General features: G+C 73.6%; 23 protein-coding genes. 7 read left to right on the top strand and 16 right to left on the bottom strand.

Going from position 1 to position 23796, the window contains the following annotated elements; genetic code table 11:
- Positions 1–61 precede the first annotated feature (61 nt).
- Positions 62–1960 carry an HNH endonuclease signature motif containing protein gene (locus QSK00_RS27270; RefSeq protein WP_285596093.1) on the top strand — a complete coding sequence of 633 codons (1899 nt, stop codon included), beginning with the start codon at positions 62–64 and terminating at the stop codon, positions 1958–1960.
- A gap of 19 nt (positions 1961–1979) precedes the next feature.
- On the opposite strand, the gene QSK00_RS27265 is transcribed toward QSK00_RS27270, so the two are convergent.
- The 10 genes from QSK00_RS27265 to QSK00_RS27220 all read right to left on the bottom strand — a co-directional run bounded on the left by QSK00_RS27265 (position 1980) and on the right by QSK00_RS27220 (position 10707).
- A complete protein-coding gene (locus tag QSK00_RS27265; protein WP_285596090.1) occupies positions 1980–2234 on the bottom strand; it encodes an NUDIX hydrolase in 255 nt (84 codons plus the stop codon).
- A 165-nt stretch (positions 2235–2399) separates the two neighbouring features.
- Positions 2400–3413 carry a D-alanine--D-alanine ligase family protein gene (locus QSK00_RS27260; RefSeq protein WP_285596088.1) on the bottom strand — a complete coding sequence of 338 codons (1014 nt, stop codon included), beginning with the start codon at positions 3411–3413 and terminating at the stop codon, positions 2400–2402.
- Positions 3406–4686, bottom strand: coding sequence for an ATP-grasp domain-containing protein (locus tag QSK00_RS27255; RefSeq protein ID WP_285596087.1), 1281 nt, complete (start codon positions 4684–4686; stop codon positions 3406–3408). Before QSK00_RS27255 ends, QSK00_RS27260 begins: the two co-directional genes overlap by 8 nt.
- Before the next feature lie 26 nt (positions 4687–4712).
- Positions 4713–5495, bottom strand: a complete 783-nt coding sequence (locus QSK00_RS27250) for an O-methyltransferase (RefSeq protein WP_285596085.1) — start codon at positions 5493–5495, stop codon at positions 4713–4715.
- Complete coding sequence (locus tag QSK00_RS27245) at positions 5492–6706, bottom strand: sedoheptulose 7-phosphate cyclase (protein WP_285596083.1); 1215 nt, start codon at positions 6704–6706, stop codon at positions 5492–5494. The genes QSK00_RS27250 and QSK00_RS27245 overlap by 4 nt, the downstream gene beginning before the upstream one ends.
- A gap of 86 nt (positions 6707–6792) precedes the next feature.
- Positions 6793–7455, bottom strand: a complete 663-nt coding sequence (locus QSK00_RS27240) for an HAD family hydrolase (protein ID WP_285596081.1) — start codon at positions 7453–7455, stop codon at positions 6793–6795.
- Positions 7456–7582: 127 nt separating this feature from the next.
- Positions 7583–7849 carry a hypothetical protein gene (locus tag QSK00_RS27235; protein ID WP_285596078.1) on the bottom strand — a complete coding sequence of 89 codons (267 nt, stop codon included), beginning with the start codon at positions 7847–7849 and terminating at the stop codon, positions 7583–7585.
- A gap of 142 nt (positions 7850–7991) precedes the next feature.
- Positions 7992–8849 carry a 5-oxoprolinase subunit C family protein gene (locus QSK00_RS27230; RefSeq protein WP_285596076.1) on the bottom strand — a complete coding sequence of 286 codons (858 nt, stop codon included), beginning with the start codon at positions 8847–8849 and terminating at the stop codon, positions 7992–7994.
- Positions 8846–9454, bottom strand: coding sequence for a 5-oxoprolinase subunit B family protein (locus QSK00_RS27225; protein ID WP_285596075.1), 609 nt, complete (start codon positions 9452–9454; stop codon positions 8846–8848). Before QSK00_RS27225 ends, QSK00_RS27230 begins: the two co-directional genes overlap by 4 nt.
- Positions 9454–10707 carry an NRAMP family divalent metal transporter gene (locus tag QSK00_RS27220; RefSeq protein WP_285596074.1) on the bottom strand — a complete coding sequence of 418 codons (1254 nt, stop codon included), beginning with the start codon at positions 10705–10707 and terminating at the stop codon, positions 9454–9456. The genes QSK00_RS27225 and QSK00_RS27220 overlap by 1 nt, the downstream gene beginning before the upstream one ends.
- A 92-nt stretch (positions 10708–10799) precedes the next feature.
- On the opposite strand from QSK00_RS27220, the gene QSK00_RS27215 reads away from it, so the two are divergent.
- Positions 10800–12743: a potassium transporter Kup gene (locus tag QSK00_RS27215; protein WP_285596073.1), complete on the top strand. Its 1944-nt coding sequence runs from the start codon at positions 10800–10802 to the stop codon at positions 12741–12743.
- 14 nt (positions 12744–12757) lie between these two features.
- Here QSK00_RS27215 and QSK00_RS27210 read toward each other — a convergent pair whose 3' ends face one another.
- Complete coding sequence (locus QSK00_RS27210) at positions 12758–13210, bottom strand: Rv2732c family membrane protein (RefSeq protein WP_285596071.1); 453 nt, start codon at positions 13208–13210, stop codon at positions 12758–12760.
- The gene (gene miaB / locus QSK00_RS27205; RefSeq protein WP_285596069.1) at positions 13207–14757 is read right to left on the bottom strand and encodes a tRNA (N6-isopentenyl adenosine(37)-C2)-methylthiotransferase MiaB; all 1551 of its coding nucleotides are present in this window, start codon (positions 14755–14757) and stop codon (positions 13207–13209) included. The genes QSK00_RS27210 and miaB overlap by 4 nt, the downstream gene beginning before the upstream one ends.
- A 40-nt stretch (positions 14758–14797) precedes the next feature.
- Between miaB and QSK00_RS27200 the strand changes: the two genes are divergently transcribed.
- Entirely contained in the window at positions 14798–15736 is a 939-nt protein-coding gene (locus QSK00_RS27200) for a TAXI family TRAP transporter solute-binding subunit (protein WP_285596067.1), read from the top strand.
- On the opposite strand, the gene QSK00_RS27195 is transcribed toward QSK00_RS27200, so the two are convergent.
- The 3 genes from QSK00_RS27195 to QSK00_RS27185 are packed head-to-tail and all read right to left on the bottom strand — an operon-like array spanning position 15723 to position 18984.
- Positions 15723–16865, bottom strand: coding sequence for a PrsW family glutamic-type intramembrane protease (locus QSK00_RS27195; protein WP_285596065.1), 1143 nt, complete (start codon positions 16863–16865; stop codon positions 15723–15725). The genes QSK00_RS27200 and QSK00_RS27195 overlap by 14 nt on opposite strands.
- Before the next feature lie 31 nt (positions 16866–16896).
- Positions 16897–18321, bottom strand: coding sequence for a sensor histidine kinase (locus QSK00_RS27190; RefSeq protein WP_285596063.1), 1425 nt, complete (start codon positions 18319–18321; stop codon positions 16897–16899).
- A 3-nt stretch (positions 18322–18324) separates the two neighbouring features.
- On the bottom strand, positions 18325–18984 hold the full coding sequence (locus tag QSK00_RS27185; RefSeq protein WP_285596061.1) for a response regulator transcription factor: 660 nt from the start codon (positions 18982–18984) through the stop codon (positions 18325–18327).
- Between the two features lie 130 nt (positions 18985–19114).
- Between QSK00_RS27185 and QSK00_RS27180 the strand changes: the two genes are divergently transcribed.
- The 4 genes from QSK00_RS27180 to QSK00_RS27165 all read left to right on the top strand — a co-directional run bounded on the left by QSK00_RS27180 (position 19115) and on the right by QSK00_RS27165 (position 22318).
- A complete protein-coding gene (locus QSK00_RS27180; protein WP_285596129.1) occupies positions 19115–19843 on the top strand; it encodes an amino acid ABC transporter ATP-binding protein in 729 nt (242 codons plus the stop codon).
- A gap of 9 nt (positions 19844–19852) precedes the next feature.
- The gene (locus tag QSK00_RS27175) at positions 19853–20740 is read left to right on the top strand and encodes a glutamate ABC transporter substrate-binding protein (protein ID WP_502872084.1); all 888 of its coding nucleotides are present in this window, start codon (positions 19853–19855) and stop codon (positions 20738–20740) included.
- A gap of 61 nt (positions 20741–20801) precedes the next feature.
- On the top strand, positions 20802–21476 hold the full coding sequence (locus QSK00_RS27170; RefSeq protein WP_285596058.1) for an amino acid ABC transporter permease: 675 nt from the start codon (positions 20802–20804) through the stop codon (positions 21474–21476).
- Positions 21473–22318 (top strand): amino acid ABC transporter permease, encoded by an 846-nt coding sequence (locus QSK00_RS27165; RefSeq protein ID WP_285596056.1) that lies wholly within the window; start codon positions 21473–21475, stop codon positions 22316–22318. Before QSK00_RS27170 ends, QSK00_RS27165 begins: the two co-directional genes overlap by 4 nt.
- 1 nt (position 22319) lies before the next feature.
- Here the strand turns inward: QSK00_RS27165 and QSK00_RS27160 are convergent, their stop codons facing one another.
- Positions 22320–23744, bottom strand: coding sequence for a wax ester/triacylglycerol synthase domain-containing protein (locus QSK00_RS27160; RefSeq protein ID WP_285596055.1), 1425 nt, complete (start codon positions 23742–23744; stop codon positions 22320–22322).
- Positions 23745–23796 lie beyond the last annotated feature (52 nt).

The following is a 23796-nucleotide window of genomic DNA, read 5'->3' as shown; positions in this document are numbered from 1 at the left end:
CGATTGACTCCGGGACCTCGACGGGCCGTGACTGTCGGACCTTCGTACTAGTGTTCGAATCGTGGCAGCGATCATGGGCACCGAGACCCCGGGCGGGGACCCGTTCGCGGGTGTCCCGGCCGGTCCGGCGCTCGCGGCCGCCCTGGCCCGGACCCCGGTCGCCGAGCTCCCCGGCCAGCAGGTCGCGGCATGGATGCGCGCCACGTTCCGCCAGCGCAACCACGACGACGCGGTGCTGCTGGAGGCGATCCGCGAGACCTGCCGGTCGCGAGCCGACACCTGCCGCAGGGTCCGCGACGACGGGTTCGCCCCGCGGGCCGCCGCGGCGAACCTGGGCTGGTCGGCGGTCACCGCCTCGGCCCGCTACGCGCTGGCGGTGTTCGTCCTGGACGCCCAGCCGGCCCTGGGCGCGGCGATGTACGAGGGCGTGCTCGAGGCCCGCAAGGCCGAGATCTTCGACGCCGCCACCGAGGGCCTCGACGAGAACCAGATCACCGAGGTCGTGCGGATCGTGCTCCCGGAGGCGCCGGGGCTGGCCTACCAGGCGCTGCGCGAACGGATCCTCGAGGTCGCGCGGGCACTGGACCCGCAGTGGGCCGCGGAACGGCTCGCCGCCGCGGTCGCCCGGGCGCGGGTGGCCACCCGCCCCTCCCCCTCCGGGGCGGTCGACCTGTGCGGCTACGACCTGCCCCCGGACCTGGCCCAGGACGCCAAGGCCCACCTCGACGCCCTCGCGGTCGGGGTGCAGGCGCGGCTGGCCTGGCTCGGGGTCGACTGCGGGGTCGGGTTCATCTCCGCCCGCATCTTCACCCGCCTGCTCGACGGCACCCTGGCCGGGCTCGACGACCCCGCCGTGCAGGACGCCATCGTCACCGAACTCGCCGGCGGCAACCCACCCGGTCACCGTCCCGACGGCCCGGACACCGACCCTGACAGCCCCGGCCCCGGCGATTCGAAGCCTGACGACGGCCCGGACGACCAGGGGCCGGAGGGCGACAGCGACGAAGCTGACGACGACGGGCCGGACGGCCCCGACAGTCCTGACACCTCGGGTCCCGATGACCGCCCCGGCGAAGGCGGCCCCGACGGTCCGGCCGGCGGCGATACTCGGGAGCCGGTGGTCGAGCCCCACCCGGTCGGCGTGGCGTTGCGCCTACGGCTGTCGACCCTGCTCGGGCGCGACCGGCACCCCGCCGAGCTGCCCGGGCTCGGCGGCACCCCCTCCGGGGTCGGGCACACCCGTGCCCTCGACCTCGGCGCCGCCCGCTGGCAGGTCCTCGTCCACGACCCCGACGGCCACCTGATCCACCTGCTCGCCTGGCGCGCCCCACCCGAGGCCCACCACGACCCCCGACACCGCCGACGCACCGTCGAGATCACCGCCCCGGCGGCACTGCTCGACGCCCTCGACACCCTCGACGTGTCAGGTGACCACGCCTCCTGGCTGGCCGAGCTGCTGGCCGCCTACCGACGGTCCCGCGACGCCCCACCCGAGGACCACCCCGCCACCACCACCCACGACGCGCACCGACGCCTGCCCGGCGCCGCCCTCGCGCGCTGGATCGACGCCCGCGACCCCGTGTGCGTCGCCCCCGGCTGCACCACCCAGGCCCGCCGCTGCGAACACGACCACACCCTCGACTGGCAGCACGGCGGCCGCACCCGCGCCGACGGCCTGGCCAACCTCTGCGCCGCCGACCACCGCGCCAAGCACCGGCGCGGCTGGACTTACGACCAGAACGCACCCGGCCGCTTCACGATCACCGACCCCACCGGCACCGTGCACCGCACCGGGAGCCGGGTCGTGCGCCCCCTGCCCGACCCCGTCGCCCCCGACCACCCGTTCCCGATCGACCTGCTCGGCCCACGCCGCGCCACCACCGACGTCGACCACCTCGCGGCCACCCGACCCATCCGACGCTCTACGCCGCGTCCCGACGACGACGAACCGCCGTTCTAGTCCGTCCCGAGGCGGTGCTTCACCTCGGGCGGGAGGACGAGGTCCAGCAGACAGTCGGGATAGAGGACCGCACGCCCCGACCCGACATCTGCGAGCGGGAGCCCCGCACCGGTGTGCCCTCGTCCAGGATCGGGCCCGGGGCGTCGCGCTCGGCGGACGCTCGGTCGGCGACCTCCGCCGCATAGACCACGACGATCTCGTGTCCGGGTCGGCGGCCCTCGAAGTCGAAGACGTTCTCGAGCACGCCGAGGAGCTCGACGCCCGTCAGGTTCACCGCCAACTCCTCCCGGACTCGCGGTACAGCGCCTGCTCGGACAGCCCGCCGAACTCGATCCCCCGCCGAGCGGGCGGTGGAAGGTCTGTTCCTGACCGCGTCGTGCCCGACGAGCACCCAGCAGCTCGTTGCCGCGTCGGACGACGCCGAGCACGAGCGGCCCGATCACCGCCGCCGCGCGACCGCGCACCCCAGCAGGTCGGTGAAGAGCGTCGACAGCTCGATCCCGCCGGCCGCGGCCATCGTCGCCACGACGCTCGACGGGCTGAACGAGCAGTACGGTCCGGCTTCCAGGAACCACGGGCGGCCGTCGGGGTCGATCCGGAAGTCGAAGAGCCCGTAGTCCCGGCACCCCAGGGCCGCGTAGCAGCGTCGCGACGCCTCCCACACGGCCTCGGTCCCCGGGTCGGCGACGTCGACGATCCAGGCCCGCCCCTCGCCCTTCGCGACGAGGCCCAGCTCCCCCGAGTCCGACCGCGCCAGCTTGTCGGCCTCCCCGCGGATCGGGGCGAGGTCGCCGACCGGGTACTCCTCGAGCGGCAGGCACTCCAGCCCGTGACCGCGGTCGAGGACCCCGCAGCGCACCTCACGGCCCGCCGGCACGAACCGCTGCACGAGCACCGACGCGGAGTGCTCGAACGCCGCGGCGAGCGCGTCCGGGTACTGCCCGGCCACCCGCGCGAGCGTGGTGCCGACCGAGTTGTCGGCGTCCGCGGGCTTCACGACGACGGGCGGGGGCATCGACGGCGTCTCCCCCGCCGACAGCACCTCCGACTCGGGGACGTCGACGCCCGCCGCCGCGACCAGCGCGTTCGCCCGCGGCTTGACCATCGACGCGGCCATCACCTCGGGCGTGTTCCCCACGTAGGGCACGCCGAGCACGTCGAACAGGGCCCGGTAGGACGTCATGCCGGCCGGACAGAACATCTGCGGCACCATGACGTCGGGCGCGAGGGCGGCCAGGTGCCCGACGGCGCCCGCCAGATCGACCGGGGGCGCCGCCTCCAGCGCGGCCGGCGAGAGGTCCCGCGGGAACCGCCACGAGCCGTCCGGGGAGACGTGCGCGACGGCGTCGTCCGGTCCGCCGACCGCCTCCAGGGCCCCGCGCGCGTAGAGCCGGGAGAGGTCGGCGAAGAACTCGTCGGTGGGCGACCCCACCAGGTGCAGTGCTCTAGTCACCGCCGGGCTCCACGAGCTTGCCGATGTTCACGTCGATCTTCACCCAGTCCCGTCCGCCGAGCAGGTTCTCCAGCAGCAGCGAGGGGATCTGCAGGTGGTGGACCAGCAGGAACGGGAGCGGGTCGTGCACTGAGAAGATCGCGTCGGTGCCCTCCCACAGCGTCCGGATCCGCTCGCCCGCCGACGCCGGGTCGGACAGCAGCCGCCACAGCTCCTGGTAGAGCCAGTAGGTCGGTCGGCTCTCCGGCGTGGGCCGCAGCGTGTCGCCACCGTCGGTCAGGTAGGCGCGCGACAGCGCCGCCTCCTGGTCGTAGAACATCGTGATCGCCGAGTGCGTGCGCGGGTTGCACTCGATCGCCCGCACCCCGCCGTCGGCCGCGACGATGAAGTCGAACGAGTACTGCCCCGTGAGCTTCCGGTCGGCGACGAACCGCGTCACCCACTCCTCAATGGCGGGCATCTCGACGTGGTCGTAATTCAGCTGGAACGCCGAGGACTCGCAGCAGCAGTACACGGTGAGCACCCCGTCGCGCGCGGTGCCGTGCGTGCAGTACTCCGTCCCCGGCACGAACTCCTGCAGGATCCACGGCCGCTCCGCCGACATCGGCTTCGACGCCGCGAAGGCGCGGGTCTCCTCGAGCGAGGCGCGCGGCAGCGGGGTCAGGTCCAGCCGGTTCACCGCGTCGTACGGGATCGACTTGAGGACGTAGGTCGCCCCGGCCGGGAAGTCGAACGCCGCGACCTCGTCGGCGGAAGTCACCCGGTGCGTGTCGGGCACCGGCAGCCCCGCCTCGGCGGCGGCCGCCGCGAAGGCGCCCTTGTCGTCGACCGTGCCGATGGCGTCGGCGTCGCCGTGCACCACCTCGCAGTACTGCTCGAGCAGCGGCTTCGCCAGCGCGTCGTACCAGCTCGACGCGGGGCTGCAGACCGGCACGTACACGTCGACGCCCTCGGCCCGCACCACGTCGACCAGGGCGGCGGCGTACTCCGGGTCGTCCGGCGGCGGCACGACGTGGAACGCGTCGACCGCCGTGGAGAAGCGGTGCCCGGTGAGCCGGTACTTCGCCGCCTCGACGAGCACCACGCGGTGGCCGGCAGCGTGGAACGCCCGCGCAAGCGCGAGCGCCTTCGTCATCTTCCCGCCGCTGATCATCACGGTGCGCGGCCGGTCCGGGCGCTCCCGGGACGGCTTCCCGACGACGGCGGAGTAGAGCAGGGCCCCCGCCGTCACCGCGAGGTTCGCGGGGAGCGCCGCCGCGAGGAGCGCCTGCATGCCCACGCTCCGCAGCAACCGGTTCATCAGACCGCCCGGATCAGGGTGATGCCGTCCCGCAGCGGCACCACCACCTGCTCGACGCGGGGGTCGGCCGCCACGGCCGCGTTGAACTCGGCGATCGCCCGGCCGTTCTCCGTGTCCGGCCCCGCCCACGGCTGCCCCTGCATCAGCGTGTTGTCCACCGCGACGAGCCCGCCCGGGGCGAGCAGCCCCGTCGTCAGGATCGTCTCGAGGTAATCGGCGTAGCCGGCCTTGTCCGCGTCGATGAAGACGAGGTCGAACCGCTCCCCGGCCAGCGCGGCCAGGGTCTCCCCCGCCGGGCCCACGCGGACGTCGATGCGTCCTCCGGCCGCCGCGCCCGCGAACTGCTCGCGGGCGAACGCGGCGACCTCGGGGTCGATCTCCAGGGCGACCACGCACCCGTCGTCGGGAAGGGCCTCCGCGAGGGCGAGCGCCGAGTAGCCGGTGAACATCCCGACCTCGAGCACCCGCCGGGCCCGCGTGGCGTGCGCGAGCATGGCGAGGAAGCGGCCCTCGACGTGGCCGGAGAGCATCTCCTGCTCGAGGGACCCGCCGGCGTCGCGCCAGTCGTGCTCGCCGGTGGCCCGGGCGAGAGCGGCGAGGTCGGGCGACTCCGGCGAGGTCAGCGACTCGACGTAGGGGTCGAGCCCGACGGCGAGGTCGCGCGCCGCACGCAGCTCGTCCTCGAGCCCGCTCCCGGCCGCCCGCTCGAGCAGGGACTCGAGGCGGGCGGCCAGGATCGACGCGGGCGTGACCGGGCGCGCCGCGCCCGGTGCGGTCCTCACGCCTCCTCCGGCACCACGTACATGTCCTCGCCCTCACCCTGGCGCGGGTAGGAGCGGACCACCTGGTTGTGCGTCTCGACGGTCTCGGCGAGCTCGGAGGGAGTGAGGTCGTTGATGAAGTAGCACGTCCCGATCGGCCGCGGGACCGCCGCGCGCAGCTGCCCGTTGCGGGTCTGCGTGATGGAGTCGGTGGCCTTGGCCAGCAGCTCGGGCGTGAGGTGCGGGCTCGTCAACGTCAGACCGATCCGGCTCATCAGCCAGAAGATGCGGTCGCGCTCGCTGACCGAGATGTAGCCCCGACGCTCGGCGAGAGTCGTCGAGAGCGCCATGTCGATCGAGATGGCGTGCCCGTGGAAGTACGGCGGCTCGGGCGTGAGCTCGATGGTCGGGCTCCAGGTGTGCCCGAACGCGATGACGCGGTCGAGGTCGAGCTCCCAGAGGTTCGGCACCTCGAGCTCGAGCATCGTCCGGATCGCGTCGTAGGTCAGCCGGTGCGCGATCTCACGCAGCTCCGGGGTGCCGTCGAGGTGCCCGAACCGGGTGTGGAGCAGGTCCTCGCCGTACTTCTCGAGGAGCTCGAAGATGCCGGAGTTGCCGACCGTCGAGATCTTGACGAGCTCGGCCATCCCGTTGCGCACCTGGTCGACCGGGAGCGTCTTCAGGAACGAGAAGTCGAGGATGACCTGCTGGCTGGCGTGGAAGGAGCCCAGCCGGTTCTTGTTCTTGCCGTGGTTGACCGCGACCTTGATGGCGACGCTGGCGTCGATCAGCCCGATGAGCGTCGTCGGGATGCGGATGTAGGGCGTCGAGCGCCGGAAGAGCGAGCACGCCGTGCCGGTCACGTCGGTCATCAGCCCGCCGCCGACGACGAGCACCGGCTCCGTCCGGTTGAGCCCGAAGTCGCCGAACGCGTCGACGATCTTCTCGACGGTCCTCAGCGTCTTGTCGGGCTCGCGGATGATGATCGGGAACGTCGTGAGCTCGAGACCGTGGTGGTCGAAGTAGGCGCGCATCTGCTCGCCGTAGAGCTCGTGCACGGTCCGGTCGACGACCATCAGCGCGCGACCGTAGGGCCGGTAGGTGTCGGCGAGCTGCGGGTTGGCGATGTCGAAGACGCCGTCGACGTAGACCAGCGAGTAGTCGATCTTCTCGTAGGCCTCGACGTGGAACGCGGTCTCGGTGCTGGTCAGGGTGGGCTGCGGGGCGACCATGGTCTGGACTCCTGGATTCTTCCGGGCAGGCCGAATCACGGCCCGGCGGGATCGCCGGGCCGATCGGACGAACGGGTCGGGGTCGGCTACGCCAGCGCGCGCAGCTCGGCGAGGTTCAGGGCGTCCACACGGGTGTCCGCGGCGGAGAAGTCGTGCGCGGCGGTGTTCGCGTTGGGGAAGGCGACGGTGGTGATGCCGGCGCTCTTCGCGGCGGCGACGCCACCGACGTTGTCCTCGATGGCGACGACGTCGCCGGGCTCGAGGCCGGTCTCGCGCAACGCCGTGCGGTAGACCTCCGGGTCGGGCTTGACGTTCGCCACCTGCGAGGTGTCCTCGATGACGTCGAAGTCCGCGGACCGGATGTCGGGCTCGAGCGCGTCGAGCAGCGCGCGCACGTTGTCCCGGCTGGTGGTGGTGACCAGGCCCAGCTTCAGGCCGGACTCCTTGGCTCCGCGCACGACGTCGAGGACGCCCGGGCGCGGTGCGGTCTGCTCGGTGGCGAGCGACTCCTGGAAGATGCGCGACTTGGTCGCGTGCACGGCGTCGGCGTCCACGGACTGGCCGTGCTGGGCCGCGAAATCGGCGACCCGCTGGGCGCCGCCGTTGCTCTCGAGCATCGCGAGGTAGTCCTCGCGGCTCCACTCCCAGTCCAGGTCGTGTTCGGCGAAGGCCCGGTTGAAGGCCTTGCGCTGCAGCTCGGAGGTGTCGACCACGGTCGAGATCGAGCCGAAGAAGATCGCAGAGGTCACGGGTCGGCCGCTCCTGTGATGGCGGGAGACGGTCGTCTCCGCGTCGGGTGCGTGGGATGCCGGCGCCGGTGGCCACCGGCGACGGTCGAGGTTCCTCGGTCCCAGGGCTACCCCGCCGAACTGCGCCCTAACGTCCCGAGGTTTCCGACACTCCGCGCACGAGTGCGACCGCGGCCACGGCCGCCAGCACGGCGACGGGCACCCACAGGTTCAGCGGCGCGGGCAGGAGCGCCGTGAGCACCGCGACCAGCAGGGCCGCGGTGAGGACGAGCGCCACCTGCGCGGGAGGGGGCGCATCGCCCGGCCGACGAGCGGTCCGGCGGTATCCGGTGAGGATCGCCTCGAACTCGTCCTGCTCCCGCGCGTCCAGGGGGCGCCCGCCGTCGTCGGTCACGTCGGCCTGTTCGACGGCGGGCCCGCCCTGGTTCGGGTCGTCAGACGTGCGCCGGCATCCGCTTGACCACGTGGAAGAAGTTGTCCGGCATGAGTTCCGGCTCGCCCGCCGTGATGTGCGGGGCCCGGGTGAGCACGCTCGCCTACCGGTAGACCCGCCGGAACCGGACCTGCTCCCCCGGTCGCAGCTGCCCCGCCACGTCGGTGTCCGCGTCGACCACGACGGCGATCACGGGGTAGCCCCCGGTGACCGGGTGGTCGGCGAGGAACACGGTCGGCCGCCCCGACGGCGGGACCTGCACACTGCCCCGCACCACGCCCTCGCTCGGCAGCTCGACGTCGGTGAACGCCTCCGCGCGCACCAGCTCCGGACCCTCGAGGCGCAGCCCGACGCGGTTGAGGTCGTCGGTGACGGTCCAGGCGCTGCGCAGGAACAGCGCGGGGTCGGCGAACCAGTCGTCGCGGGGCCCGAGGACGACCCGCAGGGTGCCGTCCGTGCGGGGCGGGGGCGCGAGATCGATGCCGGGCACGGGGTCCGCGGGCGCCGACCCCACCGGCAGCTCGTCGCCCTCCCCCACGACGGCGGGTCCGAGGCCCGCGACGACGTCGGTCGCCCGGCTTCCCAGCACCGGCTCCACGGCGATCCCGCCGCGCACGGCGAGGTAGGTCCGCAGGCCGGTCGGCGGCGTCCCGAGCCGCAGCTCCGAGCCGCCCGGCACGACGACGGGGCGGTGCGGGTCGGCAGGGCGGCCGTCGACGGTCACCGGTGCAGGGGCGCCCGCCAGGGCGACCACCGCCGACGTCGGGAAGGACGCGGCGAAGCCGCCGAGGGTGATCTCGAGGCCCGCGGCATCGGGGGCGTTGCCGACGAGGCGGTTGGCCAGCGCGAGCGCCCGGCGGTCGGCGGCGCCCGACACCCCGACGCCGAGGTCGGCCCGGCCGGGTCGGCCCCGGACGTCCTGGACGGTGGTCTGCGGGCCGGTGGCGAGGACGGTGATCACGCGCGCACGAACCGGACGCGGGTGCCGGGGAGCAGCACGGCGGGCGGGTCGCGGTCGAGGTCCCAGAGCACGTGGTCGGTGCGCCCGACGAGCTGCCAGCCGCCGGGCGACTCGCGCGGGTAGACCCCGCTGAACTCCCCCGCGAGGCCGACCGCCCCGGCCGGCACCCGGGTGCGCGAGGACTCCCGCCGAAGCACGTGGAGCCGGTCGTCGGCGCCGACGAGGTAGCCGAACCCGGGCGTGAACCCGGCGAAGGCGACCGTCCACGTCTGCCCGGTGTGGGCCTCGACGACCTCCTCCGGGTCGAGTCCGGTGTGCCGGGCGACGTCGTCGAGGTCCTCGCCGTCGTAGGTCACGGCGATCTCCACGACCTCGCCCTCCGCCCGCCCCCTGACGGCGCCGGGCTCCCGCGCGAGTACGTCCGTGGCCACCCCCGGGAGGTCCGCCGCCGCGGCGACCCGGACGAGCACGGTGCGCGCGGCGGGGACCAGGTCCACCGTTCCCGACGGCGGGTCCGCGGCGAGATCCGCGTGCAGCGCGAGGACCTCCTCGAGCGAGTCGAGCTCGACGAGCAGGCCGGTGTCCCCGCAGGGTCGTGTCCGCATCACCGGAAGATGGTGGGCAGTGCGGCCAGCGACTGCACGCCCGCCACGAGGGTGAACACGAAGGCGGCGAGCCCGATCAGGAGCAGCCACACCGGCTGGCGCGGGCCCACCTGCGGGGTCGAGCTCCGCTGCGCTGCGTGGCCGGCCAGCAGGTCCCGGCGTCGCCACCCGATCCAGAGCAGGATCGCGAGGCCGAACGGCAGGATCAGACCGTTGAAGGCGCCGGCGAAGACGAGCAGCGCCGACGGGGTCTGTCCGAGCAGCAGGAACGCGACCGTGCAGACGGTGATGAAGGCGGAGATCGTCAGGTTGAACCGGCGGTCGACCGTCCCGGAGAGCGTCCGCAGGAAGGTCGCCGAGGTGAACGAGGCGCCGATGGTCGACGTCATGCCCGCGGTCCACAGGACGACGCCGAACAGCTGCAGCCCGACGGGTCCGAGGGCGAACTCGAAGGCCGACCCGGCGGGGTCCGCCTTCGAGAGCTGTGCGCCCGCCGCAACCGCGCCGAGGATCCCGAGGAAGAGCAGGATGCGGAGCACGCCGGTGACGAGGATGCCGTTGACCGACCCGCGGGTGATGGTGCGGAGGTTCTCCGGCCCCGTGGTGCCGGACTCGATGAGGCGGTGCGCGCCGGCATAGGTGATGTAGCCGCCGACGGTGCCGCCGATGAGCGTGAGGATCGGCAGGAAGTCGAGGCCGACCGGCGCGACGGCGCGCAGGGCCGCCTCGCCGACGGGCGGCGCGGTGACCACCGCGACGACCGCGATCAGGGCGATCTTGAGGACGCCGAGCACGAGGACGGCCCGGTCGATCGTCCCCTCGAGCGCCTTGTAGTTGAAGATCAGGATCGCGAGGACGGCACTGAGCACGGCGCCGAGCCGGATGTCGAGCCCGAACGTGTCGGACAGGCCGAGGCCCGCGGCGCTGATGTTGCCGATGCCGAACACGAGCCCGCCGACCACCACGAGGAACGCGAGCACGTGCCCGGAGTACGGGACCACCCGGTTCGCGAGGTCCTGGGCCCGCATCCCGGAGAGCCCGATGATGCGCCAGACGTTGAGCTGGATCGCGACATCGACCAGCACGCTCGCGACGATGGCCGCGGCGAACGAGGCCCCGTACCGGGCCGTGAAGGTGCCGGTCTGGGAGATGAAGCCGGGGCCCGCCGCCGACATGGCCATGAGGAACATGGCCCCTGCGACGGCGAGTGTCCGTTTCACGTCGATGGTCGGCCGGGCCTCGTCCTCTGCCATGCGGGCAACGTAAGGATTGTTCAACAATCCGTCAACCGACGTGCCCGCGATTCGAGCCGCCGTGATCGTCCGGGCGGAGCACACTGACGCCCATGACGGAGACGGTCAGCAGCGTCGCCACCCCGCGCGGGCGCTCCACCGGCCAGGACCACCCGGCGGTCCGCGGGCGCACCGGTGCGGCCGGCCTGGCCCTCGGCGCCCTCGGCGTCGTCTTCGGCGACATCGGCACGAGCCCGCTCTACGCGATGCAGACCGTCTTCTCGATCGACAACGGCGCGGTCAGCCCCACCGCGGGCGACGTCTACGGGGTCATCTCGCTGATCTTCTGGTCCGTGCTGATCGTCGTGACGATCAAGTACGTCACCTTCATGCTGCGCGCCGACAACGACGGCGAGGGTGGCGTCATGGCGCTCGCCGCGCTCGTGCGCAGCGCGCTCACGGGGCGGGCGTCGACCTTCGCGATCGGCCTCGGCGTGCTCGGGGCGGCCCTGTTCTACGGCGACTCGCTGATCACCCCCGCGATCTCGGTGCTCTCCGCCGTCGAGGGCGTCGAGGTGGTCCGGCCCGAGCTGGCCGAGGCCGTGCTACCGATCGGGGCGGTGATCCTCGCGGCGCTGTTCGTGGTGCAGCGCGGCGGCACCGAGCGGGTGGGGCGCCTGTTCGGGCCGGTCATGGCGATCTGGTTCGTCGTGCTGGCCGTCCTCGGGCTGCCGCACATCGTCGAGCACCCGGACGTCCTCGCCGGCCTCTCCCCCACCTACATCGTCACGTTCATCGCCGACCACCCCTACACCGCGTTCATCGCCATGGGCGCGGTCGTCCTGTCGATCACCGGCGCGGAGGCGCTCTACGCCGACATGGGCCACTTCGGCCGCCGCCCGATCCGGATGGCCTGGTTCTCGGCCGTCTTCCCGGCGCTGATCATCAACTACCTGGGTCAGGGCGCGCTCGTGCTGCACGACCCGTCGGCGGTCTCGAGCCCCTTCTACCTGCTCGCGCCCGGCTGGGCCCGCATCCCGCTGATCGTGCTCGCCACCGCGGCCACGGTGATCGCCTCCCAGGCGGTGATCTCCGGGGCCTACTCGGTGTCGCTGCAGGCCATGCGCCTGGGCTACCTGCCGCGGCTCACCGTGCGGCACACGTCCGCGCGCGAGAGCGGGCAGATCTACGTGCCGGCGGTGAACTGGCTGCTCTTCGGCGGGGTACTGATCCTCGTCGCCACGTTCCGGTCGTCGTCGAGCCTCGCCACCGCCTATGGGCTCGCCGTCACCGGCACCCTGCTGATCTCCACCACCCTGTTCCTGCTGCACGCCCGCCACACCTGGCAGTGGGCCTGGTGGAAGGTGGTGGGCCTCGGCGTGCTGTTCGGCGTCGTCGAGCTGCTCTACTTCGGCGCGAACATCATCAAGATCGAGTCCGGCGGCTGGCTGCCGCTGCTCGTCGCGGTCGTCGTCGTGGTGACCATGACGACCTGGCAGAGCGGGCGCCGGGTCATCACGAAGCGGCGCACCTCGCTGGAGGGGTCGCTGCCGGAGTTCCTCGACGAGCTCGACGGCGTCACGCGCGTCCCCGGCATGGCGGTCTTCCCGCACCCCACCAACGAGACCGCGCCGCTGGCCCTGCGGGCCAACGTGGAGTTCAACCACGTGCTGCACGAGCGCGTGGTGATCGTCTCGCTGGTGTCGGTGGACGTCCCCCACATCCCCCGCGAGGAGCGGGTGACCGTCGACGACCTCGAGCACTCCCACGACGGCGTGGTCCACGTCAGCGCCCGCTTCGGGTTCCAGGACCGGCAGAACGTGCCCGACGTCCTGCGCCAGGCCGTCGAACTCGCCCCCGAGCTCGAGGGCGCCGACCCGGACTCCGCGATGTACTACATCTCGCGGCTCATGATCGAGCGCGGCGACGCCCCGGGGCTCCCGCGCTGGCGCAAGCGGCTGTTCGTGGCACTCGCGCACAACGCGGCCTCACCCGCCGGGTCGTTCAAGCTCCCGGTGGCGCGGACCGTCGTGATGGGGTCGACGCTGGAGCTCTGAGGCCAGGGGCGCACTCAGGTCCGGGAGAAGGCCCAGCCGGCCCAGCGCCCGGTCAGCACCACCATCGCGACGAGCGCGAGCACCAGGCCGATCCCGGGCCCGCCGCCGGGCACGGTGTTCTGCGACCACACGGCCCAGATGCCCGTCACCGACGTGATCGCGCAGCCGGCCGCCGTCACGAAGACGAGGACCCACCGGCGGGTCATCACCGAGGCGACCGAGAGACCGACGCCGAAGACGAGCGCGAGGACCGAGAACAGGCGCGGGAGCGCGGTGACGCCCGGGTCGCCCGAGACGACCTGCCAGCCGGTCGCGCCCGACGCGGTCCAGCGCAGGATCGCGGCGACGAGCAGGACGAAGATGGCGACCGCGACGACGAGCACCTTCGGCCCGAAGTCGACCTCGCGCGAGATCGACGGCCGGGCGGGCGGCGCCTGCTCGGTCTCGGTGTCGTCGAAGGGGTTCACGTGAGGCTCCCGACCGCGCTGCTCGGCACACTGCAACCGGTCTCCGCCGGCTGATCCTGCGGCTTACCCATGGCGGGCAGCCCCAACCCGACGCGGGGTGTCGTCGGGCGGGTGCCCGCCTCGTGCGCGTCGCCCGCGCGGGTGCGCCGGTGGTCGAGGACGTCCCCGTCGGCGACCACGTGGTGCGGGGCGCCGTAGGTGGCGCGGACCGTGACGACGTCGCCGGGACGGATCGGCCCCGCCACCCCGGTGGGCGTGAAGTGCACCAGGCGCCCGTCGCGGGCCCGGCCCGACATCCGCCGCGTCGCCGCGTCCTTGCGCCCCTCCCCGGTGGCGACGAGCAGCTCGAGCTCGCGACCCACCTGCTCCCGGTTGCCCGCGAGCGACATCTCCTCCTGCAGCGCCACCAGCCGCTCGTACCGGTCCTGGACGACGGCCTTGGGCACCTGGTCGGGCAGCGTCGCCGCCGGGGTCCCGGGACGCGGCGAGTACTGGAAGGTGAACGCCTGGGCGAAGCGCGACTCCTCGACGACGCGCAGCGTCTCGGCGAAGTCCGCCTCCGTCTCGCCCGGGAAGCCGACGATGATGTCGGTGGTCAGCGCGGCGTCCGGCATCGCCTCGCGGACCTCGGCGACGATGTCGAGGTAGCGCCGCGCCCGGTAGGAGCGCCGCATCGCCTTCAGCACGCGGTCCGAGCCGGACTGCAGCGGCATGTGCAGCTGCGGGCAGACGTTGGGGGTCTCGGCCATCGCGGTGATCACGTCGGAGGTGAAGTCCCGCGGGTGCGGGCTCGTGAAGCGCACCCGCTCGAGCCCCTCGACGTCGCCGCACGCCCGCAGCAGGTCCGCGAACGCGGTCCGGCCCGTGGCGCGGTCGTCGAAGGAGACCCCGTAGGCGTTGACGTTCTGCCCGAGCAGGGTGACCTCGAGGACGCCGTCGGCGACGAGGGCCTCGACCTCGCCCAGGATCTCCCCCGGGCGCCGGTCGACCTCCTTGCCGCGCAGCGAGGGGACGATGCAGAACGTGCACGTGTTGTTGCAGCCGACCGAGATCGACACCCAGCCCGAGTAGGCCGAGTCGCGGCGCGCCGGCAGGTGCGAGGGGAACGTCTCGAGTGCCTCGAGGATCTCGACCTGCGCCTCGCCGTTGTGCCGGGCGCGCTCGAGCAGCGTCGGCAGCGACCCGACGTTGTGGGTGCCGAACACGACGTCGACCCACGGGGCCCTCGCCGTGACCGTGGAGCGGTCCTTCTGGGCGAGGCAGCCACCGACGGCGATCTGCTGGTCGGGCCGTGCGGCCTTGACCGGGGCGAGCCGGCCGAGCTGGCCGTAGAGCTTGTTGTCCGCGTTCTCGCGCACCGCGCACGTGTTGAACACGACGAGGTCGGCGTCCTCGACGGCCTGACCCTCGGGAGCCGGCTCCCAGCCCGCCTCGACGAGCACCCCTGCCAGGCGCTCGGAGTCGTGCACGTTCATCTGGCACCCGTGGGTGCGGATGGCGAAGGTCCGCGCCCGGGCGAGCGGAGCGACGGGAGGAGACTCAAGCATCGGGGTCCAGGGTAGGCCCGTCGGCTGGGAGGATGCTCCCGTGGTCGGTCGGCGGGCGGTGCTCCTCGGCGCGGGGGCGGTGGCCCTCGGCGCCGCGGCGTGCGCCCGCGACGCCGCGGGCGTGCCGGTCACCCTCGCGAGCGGCACGCCGGCGGGGGTCTATCACCGGCTCGGCGGCGCGTTGGTCGACGTGTGGCGCTCGGACCTCGGCGCCGCGACCACGCTGCTCGGCAGCCAGGGCTCCGTGGACAACGTCGGGATGCTGGCGGCGGGCCTCGCCGACGTCGCCTTCTGCGCGCTCGACGTCGCCGCCGACGGGGCGGTCGACGGCGCCCGCCCCGACCGCCCGCTCCAGGCCCTCGCCCGGATGCACGACGACGCGATCCACGTGGTCGTCCCCGCCGACTCCGACGTCCGGCGGCTCGCCGACCTGCGCGGGCGCCGCGTCTCGGTCGGCGCCCCGAACTCCGGCGTCCTGGTCATCGCCCCGCGGCTGCTCGCCACGGTCGGGCTCTTCCCCGAGACCGGGCTCGCGGCGGTGCAGCTCGGCCTCGGCGACTCGATCACCGCCCTGCGCGAGGGCCGCATCGACGCGTTCCTCTGGTCCGGCGGGGTACCGACGGCGGGGGTGGAGGACCTGGCGCGGTCGGTCCCGCTGCGGCTGCTGGACCTCACCGCCGAGGTCGACGCGCTGCGCCGGGCCTACCCGGTCTACGACGTCACGACCGTGCCCGCCCGCACCTACGGGATCCCGGAGCCGGTCACGACGGTGGCCGTGCGCAACCTCCTGCTGGTGACCGCCGGCATGGCCGACACCACGGCGCGCGGGCTGACCCGCGTGCTGCTCGACCGGGTCGACGCCCTGGTCGCCGCCGACCCGGCGGGCCGCAGCGTCGATCCCCGCACCGCGATCGGTACGCAGCCCGTGGCGCTGCACGCCGGGGCCGCCGAGGCCTACCGGGCGCTCAAGCCCTGGTAGGGACGGCCGGCTCGGCCGACCCGGGGGCGTCGGCGGCCGTGGCCGTCGGGAGCCGGCGCGGATGCCAGCCGCGGCTGACGAGCCCGACCCGGGTCGGCGGCAGCGACCGGCGGGCGACCGCGCGCAGCACCAGGTAGAGCGCGAGGACGACGAGCGGCTGGAGGGCGCTGCGGACGCCGAGGTACGACGGCGAGCACCCCCAGCCGGCGCTGGCGTCGTTGAGCGAGTGCGCCGCCATCGCGAACAGCACGGCGCCGACGACCGGCAGCGTGAGCCGGACCCCGTGCCGGTGCCACTGGCGCCAGATCACGAGGACGACGGCGCCGGTCAGCAGCCAGTGCAGCGGCTCGACGAGCACCACGCGGTCGAGCAGCTGGCCGAGGTCCGTGCCGGCCGTCGGACGGACGAGGGCGCGGCACACGTCCGGGGCCGCACCCCGGGGGACGGTGACCGCGTACAGCGCGTTCTCGGCGACCGCGAAGCCGAACCCGGAGGCCAGCCCGAGGGCGAGGCCCGCCCGCGGGTCCCGCAGGCGGCGCAGCAGGAGGAAGACGGCGAGGGGCACCACCAGCTTGGTGAGCTCCTCGACCGGCCCGGCGAACCACAGGGCACCCTCGGTCCCGAGGAGGAACCCGGTGAGGTCGTCGAGCGGGTTCGCGACGAGCATCGTGGCGCCCGCCCCGGCCACGGCCGCGGCCAGCACCGCCCGTCCCGACACCACCTCCTCGAGGGCCGTCTGCCGGGCGACGAAGCGGTAGACGGCGAGGCAGACGAACGTCTGGGTGAGCGCGGAGAGCACCACGAGCACGACGTCGGAGCGGGTGGCGATCCACGACGCACCCCCGACGGCCGCCACGAGCAGGGCCGGCAGGGCCGCGCTCAGCCAGCCGATCCCCCAGAACCGTCCGCGGAACCACCGCCCCCGACCGTGCGGCGGCCCCCCGTCGGCGACCTCGTCGGTCCAGGCGGCGCCGTCCCAGCGGCGGAGCCGACCCGTCGTCGTGGTGGGGTCGGGGTGCAGCCCGGCGGGCGCCCCGCCGGAGCGGTCACGGGCCCACGCGGCGAGCCCGACGGCCCCGAGGGCGAGCAGCGGGGCGCCGAGCAGCGGGAACGCCACGACGAAGGTCATGACCTGCGCATCGGGGACGAGACCGACACCGTCACCCGGACGGAGCAGTACGACCGGATCGGGTGACCGTGTCCCAGCGCAGGACGACCCGCAACCCGCCGTCGTCGGGAAGCTCCAGCGAGAGCACCGCCCCGGCCCGCTCGGCGCCCCGGGCCGCGATGGCCAGGCCGAGGCCGGAGCCGCCGTCCTCCCACGACTTGCGCCAGAACCGCTCCGTGGCCCGCTCGAGCTCCTCGGGGTGCAGGCCCGGGCCGTGGTCGCGCACGGCGACCTCGACCGTCCCCTCCACCCGCGCCGTCGTCAGCTCCACCGACGAGTCCCGGGGGGCGTACTTGACGGCGTTGTCGAGGACGGCGTCGAGCACGGTCGCGACGGTGACGGGGTCCGAGTGCACGACGAGTCCCCGGGCACCGGCCCGCCGCAGGTGGAGGCCCTCGAACTCGGCGAGGACCGACCACGTCCCGACCCGCTCGTCGAGGACCCGGTCGAGCCCGACCTCGACCGGCGGCGCGACCCGGCCCTCGGTGCGGGCCAGCGCGAGCAGGGCGTCGAGGACGGCGGTGAGCCGGTCGATCTCCTCGACCGCGGCGCCGGGGCCGTCGCGGACCTCGGCGGGCACGGGCGCGTCGGCCAGGTCCTCGGCGTGGGTGACCAGGCGCAGCCGCAGCGCCGTCAGCGGGTTGCGCAGCTGGTGGCCGGCGTCGGCGACGAACGAGCGCTGCGCCTCGAGCGTCGCGGAGACCGTCGCGGCCATCGCGTCGAAGTCGCGCGTGAGCCGACGCAGCTCGGGCGGGCCGCGGTCGCCGCCGATCGGTTCCGCCGGACGGCCCGCCCGCACCGCCGCCGCGACCCGCGCGGTGCCCTCGTCGAGCTCCTCGACCGGGGAGAGGATCCACCGGACCAGCGGCAGGGCGGCGAGAGCGGCGATCGCGAGCGCGACGGCTCCGACCGCCGCCAGCACCCCCCAGACGAGCAGCACGGACGCCCGGACGTCGGCGGTCGGCGAGATCGTCACCGCCGCACCCCGGACCTCGCCCCCGACGAGGACCGGCTCGGCGAGCAGCATCGGGCGGGTGTCCCAGGGCCAGATGGTCGCGTGGGTCGGCGAACGTCGACCGGCGAGGGCCAGGGCGATCCGGGCCTCGTCGTCGGCCTCGGTGATGCTCGCGATTACGGACGGGCGGGAGGCGACGAGCAGCTCGCCCTGCCGGTCGAGGACGGCGGCGGGCGCGTCGTAGAGCTCGTCGTAGCGGGTGAGCTCCGCACCGAGCGCCGTCGTGTCGGAGTCGGTGACCGGCCGCTGCGCGAGCGCGGCGAACCGGGTGGTGTCGCCCAGCCGGTCGGTGAACATCTCCGCGGTCGACGCGCCGGCCGCCGCCATCGCGAGCGGGACGCCCAGCCCGAGCACCACCGCCACGACCAGCACCGACACGACGACGAGCAGGCGGGATCGCATCGGCTACGGCCGGCTCAGCCGGTAGCCCACCCCGCGGACGGTCGCGACGACGTCGGAGCGGCCGAGCTTGGTCCGCAGGGTCGCCACGTGGACGTCCAGCGTGCGGTTGGCCCCCGGCCAGGTCCGGCCCCACACCTCGGCGACGATGCGCTCACGCGTGCACACGGCGCCGTCCGCCCGGGCGAGCTGCGCGAGGACGGCGAACTCCTTGCGGCTCAGCGGGACGGTGGAGCCGTCGTCGCGGACCTCCCGCCGGGCGAGGTCGACGACGAGACCGGCCCCGAGGGCGACGACGTCGGCCGCCGGCTCCGGGCGCCGACGCCGCAGCACCGTGTGGATCCGGGCGAGCAGCTCCCCCGCGTCGTAGGGCTTGACCAGGTAGTCGTCGGCGCCGGAGTGCAGGCCGAGGATGCGGTCGTCCACCTCGGCGCGGGCGCTGACGACGATCACCGGGGTGTCCCCGGCGTCGCGGATCCGACGGCAGACGTCGATGCCGTCGACGTCGGGCAGGCCGAGGTCGAGCAGCACGACGTCGGTGCCCGGGAGGTGGGCGACGACGTCGCGACCCGCGGCGAGGCGGGTGACCTCGATCTGCTGGCGGGCGAGAGCGGTGCGCAGGGCGGCGGCGACGCGGTCGTCGTCCTCCACCAGCAGGATGCGCATGCGCGTCACCTCGTTTCAGACAGGTCAAGACAACCCTAAGCCTTCCTCAAGAGCACTGGGCAGCTCGTCAAGCCCCCGGCAAGGTTCTCCATCGATCGGGTCGATGTGAGGAGGACCACTGATGGCACCGATGGTGCGGCTCGCCGGGGTGAACAAACACTTCGGTGACCTCCACGTGCTGCGGGAGATCGATCTGGAGATCGCCCGCGGCGAGGTCGTCGTCGTGCTGGGGCCGTCGGGCTCCGGCAAGTCGACCCTGTGCCGGGCGATCAACCGCCTGGAGCCCATCGACGGGGGCACCGTCGAGATCGACGGCACGGAGCTGCCGGCGGAGGGCCGGGACCTCGCGGCGCTGCGCAGCGACGTGGGGATGGTGTTCCAGCAGTTCAACCTGTTCGCCCACAAGACGATCCTGGAGAACGTCACCCTCGCGCCGACGAAGGTGCGCAAGGTGTCGAAGGGCGAGGCGGAGAACCGCGCCCGCACGCTGCTCGACCGGGTCGGCATCGCCGACCAGGCCTCGAAGTACCCCGCGCAGCTCTCGGGCGGTCAGCAGCAACGCGTGGCGATCGCCCGGGCGCTCGCCATGGATCCGAAGGTCATGCTCTTCGACGAACCGACCTCGGCGCTCGACCCGGAGATGGTCGGCGAGGTCGTCGACGTGATGTCCGACCTCGCCCGCGACGGCATGACGATGGTCGTGGTCACCCACGAGATGGGCTTCGCCCGCCGCGCGGCGCACCGCGTCGTGTTCATGGCCGACGGCGAGATCGTCGAGGACTCCACCCCCGACGCCTTCTTCGCACGCCCGTCCTCGGAGCGGGCCCGCGACTTCCTCGGCAAGATCCTCACCCATTAAGGAGTGTTCATGAGGCGCGTCAGCGTCATCCTGGTCGCCCTGGCGGCCCTCGTCCTCGCCGGCTGCGGACGGGAGGGTGCGCCGGGGCAGGCCCCGGCCGAGCAGCTCTCCTACCCGGTGGCCCAGAACGTGCAGGTGCCGGGCTCCGCGACCTTCGCGAAGATCCAGCAGGCCGGCCGGATCAAGATGGGCGTCAAGAACGACCAGCCCGGTCTCGGCGTCCAGGACCCGACCAACGGCCAGTACACGGGCTTCGACATCGAGATGGGCCGCATGATCGCCGCGGGCCTCGGGGTCTCCCCCGACCGCATCGACTACGTCGTCGTCCCGTCCGCCGCGCGTGAGGACGCCATCTCCCGCGGCGACGTCGACTACTACGTGGGCACCTACACGATCAATGACAACCGCAAGCAGCGCGTCGGCTTCGCCGGGCCGTACTACCAGGCCGGGCAGGACCTGCTGGTCCGCGCCGACGACTCGTCGATCACCGGCCCGCAGACCCTGATGGGCAAGAAGGTCTGCTCGGTCACCGGCTCCACCCCGATCCAGCGGGTGCGCCAGCAGAACCTGACCCAGCCGGAGAACGTGGTCGAGTTCCAGACCTACTCGCAGTGCGTGAACCAGCTGATCGCGCGCCAGGTCGACGCCGTCACCACCGACGACGCCATCCTCAAGGGCTTCGCCGCGCAGGACCCGCAGCAGCTCAAGGTCGTCGGCCAGGTCTTCTCCGAGGAGCCCTACGGCGTCGGCGTCCCGCGGGACGACGTCGCCTTCCGCACCAAGGTCAACGACCTGATCCAGCAGGCCGAGACCGACGGCACCTGGCAGCGCATCTACGACGCGACGCTCGGCAAGTCGGGCGCCCCGGCCACCCCGCCGGCCATCCAGCGGTACTGATCGGCGACGGCGGGGCCCGGTACGCCGGGCCCCGCCGCGTCCCGTCGGGCTGGAGGCCCTGATGAACGTCCTGCTCGACAACCTCGGCGAGTTCGGCAGCCGCTTCCTCGGCACCGTCGAGCTCTTCGTCCTCTCCGCGGTCGCCTCGCTCGTGCTCGGGACCGTGCTCGCCGCCATGCGCGTGAGCCCGGTGCCCGCCATGCGGGTCGCGGCGACCGGCTACGTGACGCTGCTGCGCAACACCCCGCTGACGCTGGTGTTCTTCTTCTTCGCGTTCGGGTTCCCGCTGCTCGAGATCGCCGATCTCAGCTTCTTCACCCTCGCCGTCGTCTCGCTGTCGCTCTACACCGCGGCCTTCGTGTGCGAGACGGTCCGCGCCGGCATCACCACGGTGCCGCCGGGACAGGCCGAGGCGGCCCGGGCGCTCGGCCTCGGGTTCGGCCAGTCACTGACGCTGATCGTGCTGCCACAGGCGATCCGTGCCGTCGTCCCGCCGCTGACCAGCGTGCAGATCGCGCTGCTCAAGAACACGACGGTGGCCGCGGGCTTCTCCGTGGTCGAGGCGGGCGGCATCTACCAGGTGCTCTCCGAGCGCGGCTACTCGACGCTCGTCGGGCTGCTCTGGGTCGCGCTCGGCTTCGTCGTCCTGATCACCCCCCTCACGTTGCTGCAGCGCTCGCTGGAACGCCGCTGGTCGGCGTCCTCGGGCGGAGCGGTCAAGGCAGGTGCCCGATGAGTGCTCCCACCGCCGTCCTCTACGACGTCCCCGGCCCGAAGGCGCGGGCCCGCAACGGCGCCCTCGGCGTCGTCGCGGTGATCGTGGTGGCCGCCCTGCTCGCCTTCGTGGTCGTCCGGCTGATCGCCACCGGACAGTTCGAGGGCCGGGTCTGGGAGTGGATCCTCTACGAGAACATCCAGCTCGCCCTGCTCGAGGGGTTGCTCAACACCCTGCGGGCGTTCGCCGTCGGAGCGGTGCTGGCCCTCGCGTTCGGCGCGGTGTTCGCGCTCGGCCGCCTCTCCGACCACGCGTGGGTACGCGGGCTCTCGACCGCGGTCGTCGAGTTCTTCCGCGCCGTCCCGCTCGTCGTGCTGATGTTCATCTTCTACTTCGGCATGCCGTCGGTCGGGGTGACGGTCTCGACCTTCACCGCCGTCGTCGTGGCGCTCACGCTCTACAACGGCTCCGTGCTCGCGGAGATCTTCCGGTCCGGCGTGCAGGCCGTCCCGCGCGGTCAGTCCGAGGCCGCCTACGCGCTGGGGATGCGGAAGTCGGCGGTGATGCGGTTCGTGCTGCTGCCGCAGGCGGTCCGCTCGATGCTGCCGACGATCGTCAGCCAGCTCGTGGTGCTGCTGAAGGACTCCGCGCTCGGGTTCCTCATCCTCTACCCCGAGCTGCTCTACCAGGCCCGGGTGCTCGGCTCCTCCGGTCAGCTCGGTCGACCGCTGCTCCCGGTCGCGTTCGTGGTGGCGCTCGCCTACATCACGCTGTGCCTGCTGCTCACCGCCCTCGCGGGCTACCTGGAGCGACGGACCCGCCGCGTGGCGCCCGCCCCGGCGGTCGTCGACGAGGGGGCCTGACTCACGCGAGGTCCAGGACCTCGCCGAAACCGTCGGCGAGGTCCCGGGCGAAGCCGTCGAGGTCGGTGACGGCCGCGGCGTCCAGGTTCGCGGCGACACAGCAGACGTCGCCGTGGGTGATCATGGCGATCATCGCCGCGCACCCGGGCAGCGGCGCGAACGGGTAGGCACGCCCGATGCGGGCCCCGGCGAGGAAGTGCTCGCCCGGCAGCCCCGGGACGCTGCTGGCCTGCAGGTCGTTGCCTCCGGTGGTGGCACCGCCGAACCGGGTGATGAGCGCCCCCGGCACCCGGGCCAGCACGGGCGTGACCAGTTCGACGCTCTCCAGGGCCGGCTCGTCACGGGCGGCCCGCACCCGGCGGTGCACGTCGGCGATCCTCGCGGCCGGGTCCGGGAGGCCCACCGGCGCGGAGAGACGCGCGGGCGCGAAGCGGTTGCCGCCCGCCTCGTCCGCCGCGTCCCGCACCGAGATCGGCATGGTCACGGGCATGAGCCGGTCGGACGGCAGCGGGTCGCCGCAGCGGGCGCTGTAGCGCCGGAAGGCGCCGAGGAGCGCGGCGACGAAGGCGCTGTTGACCGACCCGTCGCCCGCCTTCCCGGCCGCGCGCAGGCGGTCGAACGGCACGTCGAGGGTACGGAAGCGCCACGACGGGCTCCGGTCCGCGAGGACCGGCAGCGGCGGGGCGGGAGGCGGCGAGAGGACCCGGACCGCGGAGGCCACGTACGCCGCCGCGTCCCGCACCGCCCGGTCGGGGCGCAGGAGCGCGCCCGCCGCCCCGAGGACACCCCGCGCGGCCCCGCCGAGCAGGCCGAGGTCGGCCCGGAGCTGCCGCACGACGTCGTCGACCGGCCCGGTCGGCGTCGGCGACGGGGCCGGCGGCTGGGGCTTGTCCGGCGTGGGTTCGCGGGTGCGCGAGTGCAACCCGGCGAGGAGCTGGGTGAGGCCGAGGCCGTCGGAGAGCACGTGGCTGAGCTTGAACAGCAACGCGGCGCCGCCGTCGGGCAGCCCGGCGACGACGGTCGCCTCCCACAACGGCCGGGCCGGGTCGAGGGGCGTCATGGCGACCTGCTCGGCCAGCGTGAACAGGTCGGCGGTCCCGGCGCCGTCGGGCAGGCGCAGGCGGCGCAGGTGGTAGTGCAGGTCGAAGTGCGGATCCACCGCCCAGTACGGGGTCCCGGCCCCGAGGAACGGCGTGACGATCCGTTCCCGCAGCCGCGGCGCCACCCGCGAGGCCCAGTCGGTGGCCGCGACCATCCGGTCCCAGTCCGGCTCGCGGTCGAGCGTCTCGACGACGAGCACGGTGGACCGCATCCGCGGGTCGGCCTCGACGCGCCACATCAGGGCCTCGAACCCGGTGAGCTCCGGCGACCGGGCCCACAGCAGCCGTCCGTCCGGAGCACGCGGGGGTGTGGGATCGACCGACACGGGGACCTCCCTCCGCCGGCCCGGTGCTCAGCTTCGCAGGACGGCGCCGCGC

This window comes from Actinomycetospora sp. NBRC 106378, assembly GCF_030269685.1.
Taxonomy (GTDB): Bacteria; Actinomycetota; Actinomycetes; order Mycobacteriales; family Pseudonocardiaceae; genus Actinomycetospora.
Note: the sequence above shows the minus strand (reverse complement) of the source record. Positions and strands in the feature narration are given on the sequence as shown.